This is a genomic window from Pseudomonas sp. 43NM1 (assembly GCF_002836905.1).
Classification (GTDB): Bacteria; Pseudomonadota; Gammaproteobacteria; order Pseudomonadales; family Pseudomonadaceae; genus Aquipseudomonas; species Aquipseudomonas prosekii.
Genome location: NZ_MKGS01000072.1, coordinates 1 through 6,761 on the forward strand (window position 1 = coordinate 1; position 6,761 = coordinate 6,761).

At 62.0% G+C, this 6,761-nt stretch carries 7 protein-coding genes; 5 read left to right on the forward strand and 2 right to left on the reverse strand.

The annotated features are described in order from the left end of the window. The 4 genes from BI292_RS08310 to BI292_RS08330 form a co-directional block, all read left to right on the forward strand. On the forward strand, window positions 1–635 hold a 635-nt coding region (locus tag BI292_RS08310), incomplete at its 5' end, for a TolC family protein (protein WP_178076551.1). A 190-nt stretch (window positions 636–825) separates the two neighbouring features. After that, window positions 826–3,021: an FUSC family protein gene (locus BI292_RS08320; protein WP_178076552.1), complete on the forward strand. Its 2,196-nt coding sequence runs from the start codon at window positions 826–828 to the stop codon at window positions 3,019–3,021. Next, window positions 3,011–3,211 (forward strand): DUF1656 domain-containing protein, encoded by a 201-nt coding sequence (locus BI292_RS08325; protein WP_092273020.1) that lies wholly within the window; start codon window positions 3,011–3,013, stop codon window positions 3,209–3,211. The genes BI292_RS08320 and BI292_RS08325 overlap by 11 nt, the downstream gene beginning before the upstream one ends. A gap of 25 nt (window positions 3,212–3,236) precedes the next feature. Next, window positions 3,237–4,100, forward strand: coding sequence for an HlyD family secretion protein (locus tag BI292_RS08330; protein WP_101207583.1), 864 nt, complete (start codon window positions 3,237–3,239; stop codon window positions 4,098–4,100). A 148-nt stretch (window positions 4,101–4,248) separates the two neighbouring features. On the opposite strand, the gene BI292_RS08340 is transcribed toward BI292_RS08330, so the two are convergent. Both BI292_RS08340 and BI292_RS08345 read right to left on the reverse strand, forming a co-directional pair. Then, complete coding sequence (locus tag BI292_RS08340) at window positions 4,249–4,647, reverse strand: DUF4440 domain-containing protein (protein WP_101207584.1); 399 nt, start codon at window positions 4,645–4,647, stop codon at window positions 4,249–4,251. Then, window positions 4,644–6,014, reverse strand: a complete 1,371-nt coding sequence (locus BI292_RS08345) for an MFS transporter (RefSeq protein ID WP_101207585.1) — start codon at window positions 6,012–6,014, stop codon at window positions 4,644–4,646. Before BI292_RS08345 ends, BI292_RS08340 begins: the two co-directional genes overlap by 4 nt. Window positions 6,015–6,123: 109 nt before the next feature. On the opposite strand from BI292_RS08345, the gene BI292_RS08350 reads away from it, so the two are divergent. Further along, the coding region (locus tag BI292_RS08350; protein WP_101207586.1) for a LysR family transcriptional regulator at window positions 6,124–6,761 on the forward strand (638 nt) is incomplete at its 3' end.

A 6,761-nucleotide genomic window follows, 5' to 3' on the forward strand; every position in this document is an offset into this window, starting at 1 on the left:
GTCCGGACGTGGTCGCCAGTCGCTGGCAAGTCGCGGCGCAGGCGCGGGGCATCGATGTCGCGCACGCCGGGTTTTATCCCAACGTCGATCTGGTCGGCAGCCTCGGCTACATGGCCACGGGCGGCGGCGCGCTGGAGTTCCTCACCGGCAAGAAACTCAACTACAGCGTCGGCCCGGCGATCTCGCTGCCGATTTTCGACGGCGGGCGGTTGCGCGCGGAACTCGGTGAAGCTTCGGCCGGGTACGACATTGCTGTCGCCAAGTACAACCAGACGCTGGTGAATGCGCTGAAGAACATTTCCGATCAGTTGATCCGCCGCGAGTCGATGGACAAGCAACAAATCTTTGCCGCCGAGTCGGTGGCCACGGCGCAGAAGACGTACGACATCGCGATGATTGCGTATCAGCGTGGGCTCACCGATTACCTGAATGTGCTGAATGCGCAGACGTTGTTGTTCAAACAGCAGCAGGTGCAGCAACAGGTGCAAGCGGCGCGGTTGAGTGCGCACGCGGAGTTGGTGACGGCGTTGGGCGGCGGGCTCGGTGCCGGCAGCGACGCGCCGACAGACCGCCAGACCGCCGCGCCGAAAACCCCGGCGACTATCTCCAGTGCGGTGCAGAGAATCTTGAATTGAACACTAGCCCTGTGGCGAGGGGGCTTGCCCCCGTTGGGTTGCGAAGCGAGCCCAAAACCGGCCAGCGTTTTTTTTCAGACACACCGCGTTCACGGGTTTTACGACGGCTTCGCCGCCGAACGGGGGCAAGCCCCCTCGCCACAGGTGCCCGTGATTCCACGGGATTTCGTCCGACTCAGGTTTCTTCTCAATGAACAGGACTATGCCCGCACCGCTGCGCTGGCTGCATTCCCTGGAATGGCGCCGGGGCTTTTACGACTGGGCGCGCAGCGATGGCGTGACCTGGGTTTATATTTTCAAAGTGCTGATCGCCGCGTTCCTGACGTTGTGGCTGGCAATGCGCCTGGAATTGCCGCAGCCGCGCACGGCGATGATCACCGTGTTTATCGTCATGCAACCGCAAAGCGGCCATGTCCTGGCCAAGAGTTTTTATCGCTTCCTCGGCACGCTCGCCGGGTCGGCGGTGATGGTGTTGCTGATCGCGCTGTTCGCGCAAAACACTGAACTGTTCCTTGGCTCACTGGCGATCTGGGTGGGCCTGTGCACCGCTGGCGCCGCGCGTTATCGCAACTTTCGCGCCTACGGTTTTGTGCTCGCCGGTTACACCGCCGCGATGGTCGGCCTGCCGGCATTGGCGCACCCCGACGGCGCGTTCATGGCGGCAGTCTGGCGCGTGCTGGAAATCTCCCTGGGGATCATTTGCTCTACCCTGATCAGCGCCGCCATCCTCCCGCAAACCTCCGGCGCGGCGATGCGCAACGCTTTGTATCAGCGCTTCGGCGTGTTCGCGTTGTTCGTCACCGATGGCTTGCGCGGTCGCAGTCAACGCGAGGCGTTTGAAGCGAGCAACGTGCGCTTCATCGCCGAAGCCGTCGGCCTCGAAGGGCTGCGCAGCGTCACCGTGTTCGAAGACCCGCACATGCGTCGGCGCAACGGTCGGCTCAGCCGCTTGAACAGCGAATTCATGAGCATCACCACGCGCTTCAACGCCTTGCACCAGTTGCTCGAACGCTTGCGCAGCAGCGCCGCCGACCACGTGGTCGCGGCGATCAAACCGGGTTTGCAGGACCTCGCCGAACTGCTCGACGGCTTCAGCGGCCGCGCCTTGACCGACGCCGATGCCACGCGGTTGGTGACGACGCTGAGTGCTTACAAGGAAGGCTTGCCGACGCGCGTGCGCCACTTGCGGGCGACGTTCCAGGAGAGCGAGCCAAGTGACGCCGAACAACTGGATTTCCACACCGCCTACGAACTGCTCTATCGCTTCGTCGACGACTTGCACAGTTATGCCCAGACCCACGCCTCGCTGGCCGATCACTCGCATGCCCGCGAACAATGGGATGAACCGTTTACCCCGCAAACCAACTGGCTGGCGTCGGCCGCTTCGGGGCTTCGTGCGTCGTTCATCCTGATCGTGCTCGGCAGTTATTGGGTGGCGACGGCGTGGCCGAGCGGGGCGACGATGACCTTGATTGCCGCCGCCACCGTAGGGCTTTCAGCGGCGACGCCGAACCCCAAACGCATGGCGTTTCAAATGGCCTGCGGCACGTTGCTCGGGGCGTTGATCGGCTTCGTCGAGATGTTTTTCATCTTCCCCTGGATCGACGGTTTTCCGTTGCTGTGCGTGATGCTGGCGCCGGTGATCGTGCTCGGTTCATTCCTCACTTCGCGCCCGCAATACGCCGGGGTGGGCCTGGGGCTGCTGATCTTCTTCAGCACCGGTTCGGTGCCCGACAACCTCACGGTCTACAACCCCTACACCTTCATCAACGACTACATCGCCATGGTCCTCGGCATGCTGGTGTGCGCCGCCGCCGGCGCGATCATTCTGCCGCCGAACAGCCGCTGGTTGTGGCGGCGGCTGGAGCAGGATCTGCGCGAGCAAGTGGTCTACGCGATCAGCGTCAAACTCAAGGGCCTGGGCTCAAGTTTCGAAAGCCGCACGCGTGACTTGCTGCACCAGGCTTACGGCTTAGCGGTCGGCCAGCCGCACGTGCAGCGCGACTTGCTGCGCTGGATGTTTGTGGTGCTGGAAGTCGGCCACGCGATCATCGAGTTGCGCAAGGAACAGGCGATTCTGCCGGTGCACCCGGCGTATGCCGAATCGCAGCCGTGGCGCCAGGCGATCCGCGTGATGGGGCGCTCGCTGGTGCGGCTATTCCTGCAACCGAGCCAGAGCAATCTGGAGCGCGGCTTGATCGCCGTCGATCATGCGATCAGCCGCGTGCAAGCCACCGATGAGCCATTCGCGCCGCACTTCGATACCTCGGCGCTGCGCCGGGTGAAGAGTTATCTGCACTTCATTCGTACCTCGCTGCTGGACCCGCAATCGCCGCTCACGGCTTACCTGAAAACCCCCGCCAAAGGACTCGAACATGCCGCGTGAAATCGCTTTCCACGGCATTTACATGCCGACCATGACGCTGATGTTTTTCATCGCTGCGGCGCTGGCCTGGGCGCTCGACCGGTTTCTGTCCGGGTTCGATCTGTACCGCTTTTTCTGGCACCCGGCGCTGCTGCGCCTGAGCCTGTTTACCTGTCTGTTCGGCGCGCTGGCGCTGACTGTTTACCGTTGACTCTCTCTCACTGAAGAAGGCTCTGATGAAAAAGCTTTTCAGCGTGCTCGCGACTTTGCTGGTGCTGGCCCTTGCGATCTGGATTGGCCGAACCTTGTGGGTGCATTACATGGACACGCCGTGGACCCGCGATGGCCGGGTGCGCGCCGACATCATCAATGTCGCCGCCGACGTCACCGGCGAAGTGGTGGACGTGCCGGTGCGCGATAACCAACTGGTGAAAAAGGGCGATTTGCTGATGCAGATCGACCCCGAGCACTACCGCATCGCGGTCAAACAGGCGCAGTCGCTGGTGGCGTCACGCAAGGCCACCTGGGAGATGCGCAAGGTCAACGCGCATCGCCGCGCCGACATGGACGCGCTGGTTATTTCCAAAGAAAACCGCGACGACGCGAGCAATATTGCTGACTCGGCGCTGGCCGATTACCAACACGCGCAGGCGCAACTGGAAGCGGCGCAACTGAACCTCAAACGCACCGAAGTGCGGGCGGCGGTCGACGGCTACGTCACCAACCTCAACGTCCATCGCGGTGACTACGCGCGCATCGGCGAGGCGAAAATGGCCGTGGTCGACATGAACTCGTTCTGGGTCTACGGCTTCTTCGAAGAAACCAAACTGCCCCACGTGCGCGTGGGTGATAAGGCCGACATGCAACTGATGAGCGGCGAAGTGTTGAAGGGCCACGTCGAGAGTATTTCGCGCGGGATCTACGACCGCGACAACCCGGAAAGTCGCGAGTTGATCGCGGACGTCAACCCGACGTTCAACTGGGTGCGTTTGGCGCAGCGGGTGCCGGTGCGGATTCACATCGATGAAGTGCCGGAAGGCGTGCTGCTGGCGGCCGGCATTACCTGCACGGTGGTGGTGAAACAAGAGAACGGCGCTTAACGCTTGTGGCGAGGGGGCTTGCCCCCGTTGGGCTGCGCAGCAGCCCCTTATCTCGCAACCCGGTTCTCCCGGACGCACCTTGCAGGCAGGTTTTGCGACGGCTTCGCCGCCGAACGGGGGCAAGCCCCCTCGCCACAAAAGCGCTGTGTCAGAGCTGACAAAATGTCTCATGCAAATGCCGCCAGACGATCTGCCCGCCAGGCTGTTTTTCAAACACCACCGTCGACCTCCGATCCGAGTGCAGCCCCGTATCATCGGTTTGCTGCTCGCGATAGCTGACCGTCGCGCCGCCCGCGTGCAAGGCAATCCCGTTCAGCTCGCTGAGCTCAATCCTGAACCCGCGTTTCTGCCCGCCCGCCATGCGAAACAGTGCCGACAGTTCGGCGAAATCGAGCACCCGACCCAACGGTGAAATCATCGAAAACTGCGGCGAGAACCGCTCAAGTAATTTCTCCAGCGCCGCTGCGTCTTCCTCCACGGCGAACCATTGTTCAATCGCCACATGGGCCTGGATCACTTCGTCAAAATAATCGGTGTAGTCAGTCATGCGGATTTTTCCTGAAGGGGAGGAGAGGTTAGCAGGGCCAGCACGTTCGTTGAGTCGAAGCGCAGGACCGCGGCCATTGGCACCAGCGTCAGCAGTGCGGCGGCGATGAAGCAATCGTTGAAGCCTTGAGTGCCCAGCGCGCCGAGCAATGAGCTCAACAGTGCTGCGCCGAGACAGAAACCCAATTGGCGATTGATGTTCCACAGCGCACTGGCGTGGCCCATTTTTTCCGGTGTTATGCCGACAAATGCCAAGGTCTGCGCGGTGATGCTGCACAGGCTGCCGCCCAGGCCCATCACGGCGTAGGCAATGATCAGCAGCGCGCTGGCGGATTGTTCGATGCGCATCAGCAGCACAATGCCAAGGCATTGCAACAGCATGCCGCTGATCAGCAGCGGCTTGGGACCGATGCGATTGAAACTGCGTTTGCCGAGCATGATCGCCACCCCCGAACCGGCCGCCCACGGCAACATCAGCGCGCCGATTTGTGCCGCGCCGAAACCGAGTTCGTGCAGGTACAACACGGCAATCAGGTTGGTGCCGGTGAAGATACCGGGGACGCAAAGGTAGATCAGCATCGCCAGGCGCAGTGATGGATTTTTGATCAGTTGCAGGTCAAGGATTGCCGTGGGTTTGCGCCAGCCGTCGCGCAGGTACAACGCCGCAACAGCGGCGCTGAGGATCAGCCCGAGCAGGCCGAAAATGCGCGTGGCGGGCTCGCTCAACAGGCTCACGGCAATCAACAACAGGCTCAGGGCGGTCATCGCCAGCAGCAGGCCCAAGGCGTCCAGTACCGGGCGTTCGGTCGAAGCTTTTTCCGCTTTCAACCAAAGCATGCCGAGCCCGAAGGCGAGCAACGCCACCGGCAAGTTCAAGTAGAAAATCCAGCGCCAGGACAACGCCTCAACAATCAACCCGCCGGCCGCCGGCGACAGGGCCGGCACCATCAGCGCCACCAGCAACACCACGCCGGTGAAATGCGCACGCTGCGCCGGTGGAAACTGTCGATAGGCCAAGGCCTGGCCGACCGGTAATAACAACCCGCCACCGAGCCCTTGCAGCAGCCGCCAGCCGATCAGGCTTTCAATCGATCCGGCTTGAGCCACCAGCGCCGATGCGATGCCGAACAGCAGCAAGGACGCGAGGATCAGCCGCCGCTCACCGATCCGCGCGCCCAGCCACACGCTCAGCGGAATGATCAGCGTCAGCCCGAGCATGTAGGCGTTGGTGATCCACGCCAGTTCGGTGACTGAAGCGTGCAACTCGCGGGCAATGTCCGGGTAGGCAATGCTCGCGACAAACATGTTCAGCAGGTCGAGGGCGAAGCCCAGCAAATACACCAGCGCGACTTTCGAGCGGTAGGTCATGGCGACATCCCTGTAATAAGACGTGCAGGCTAGGGCGCTGGCGCGGTTAGGAAAACGCTGGTTTGCCTGCTAGTTTGTCAAAATTATTTTGACAAGGAGCGCTGCGCCCATGGTTAGCCTGGACCGTTTCGACACTTTCAAAGCCGTGGTCGAGGCCGGATCGTTGACCGCTGCGGCTGATTTGCTCGGGCAGACCCGCGCGGTAGTCAGCTTCAACCTCAAGCGCCTGGAGGAGGAGTTGGGCGTGACTTTGCTTACGCGCAACACCCGGCAATTGGCCCTGACCGATGCCGGCGAGCGTTTTTATCAGCGTTGTTTGCGCACCCTCGATGAAGCGCGGCTGGCGATTGAAGAAGCGCGTTCGGAGCACTCGCAGCTCAAGGGGTCGTTGCGAATTACCACGACGGTCGAGTTCGCCCTGGCGCAAGTGGTGCCGGCGCTGGCGGTGTTTCGTCAGCAGCATCCGCAGTTGCACATTCACTTGTCGACCTCATCGACGCACGCCGATTTGATCTCCGAGCGCTTCGATGTGGCGATACGGCTGGGGCGCATGCTCGACTCCAATTTGCGCGCGGTGCAGTTATCCACATTCGAGATTTTTGCCGTGGCGGCGCCGGAATTGGTCGGGCGATTTGCCGCCGTCGATACGCTGGCGGCACTGGAGTCGTTGCCGACGTTGGGGCATGGGCGGGTGCCGGAGTTGGCGGTGACTAACCCGCGCGGCACCGAGCATTTGTATCAGCCAAA

What these genes read in the sequence shown, in the direction of transcription:
- BI292_RS08330 (WP_101207583.1), top strand. Translation starts at nt 3,237, where the DNA reads ATGAAAAAGCTTTTCAGCGTGCTCGCGACTTTGCTGGTGCTGGCCCTT.
- BI292_RS08320 (WP_178076552.1), top strand. Translation starts at nt 826, where the DNA reads ATGAACAGGACTATGCCCGCACCGCTGCGCTGGCTGCATTCCCTGGAA.
- BI292_RS08345 (WP_101207585.1), bottom strand. Translation starts at nt 6,014, where the DNA reads ATGACCTACCGCTCGAAAGTCGCGCTGGTGTATTTGCTGGGCTTCGCC.
- BI292_RS08325 (WP_092273020.1), top strand. Translation starts at nt 3,011, where the DNA reads ATGCCGCGTGAAATCGCTTTCCACGGCATTTACATGCCGACCATGACG.
- BI292_RS08340 (WP_101207584.1), bottom strand. Translation starts at nt 4,647, where the DNA reads ATGACTGACTACACCGATTATTTTGACGAAGTGATCCAGGCCCATGTG.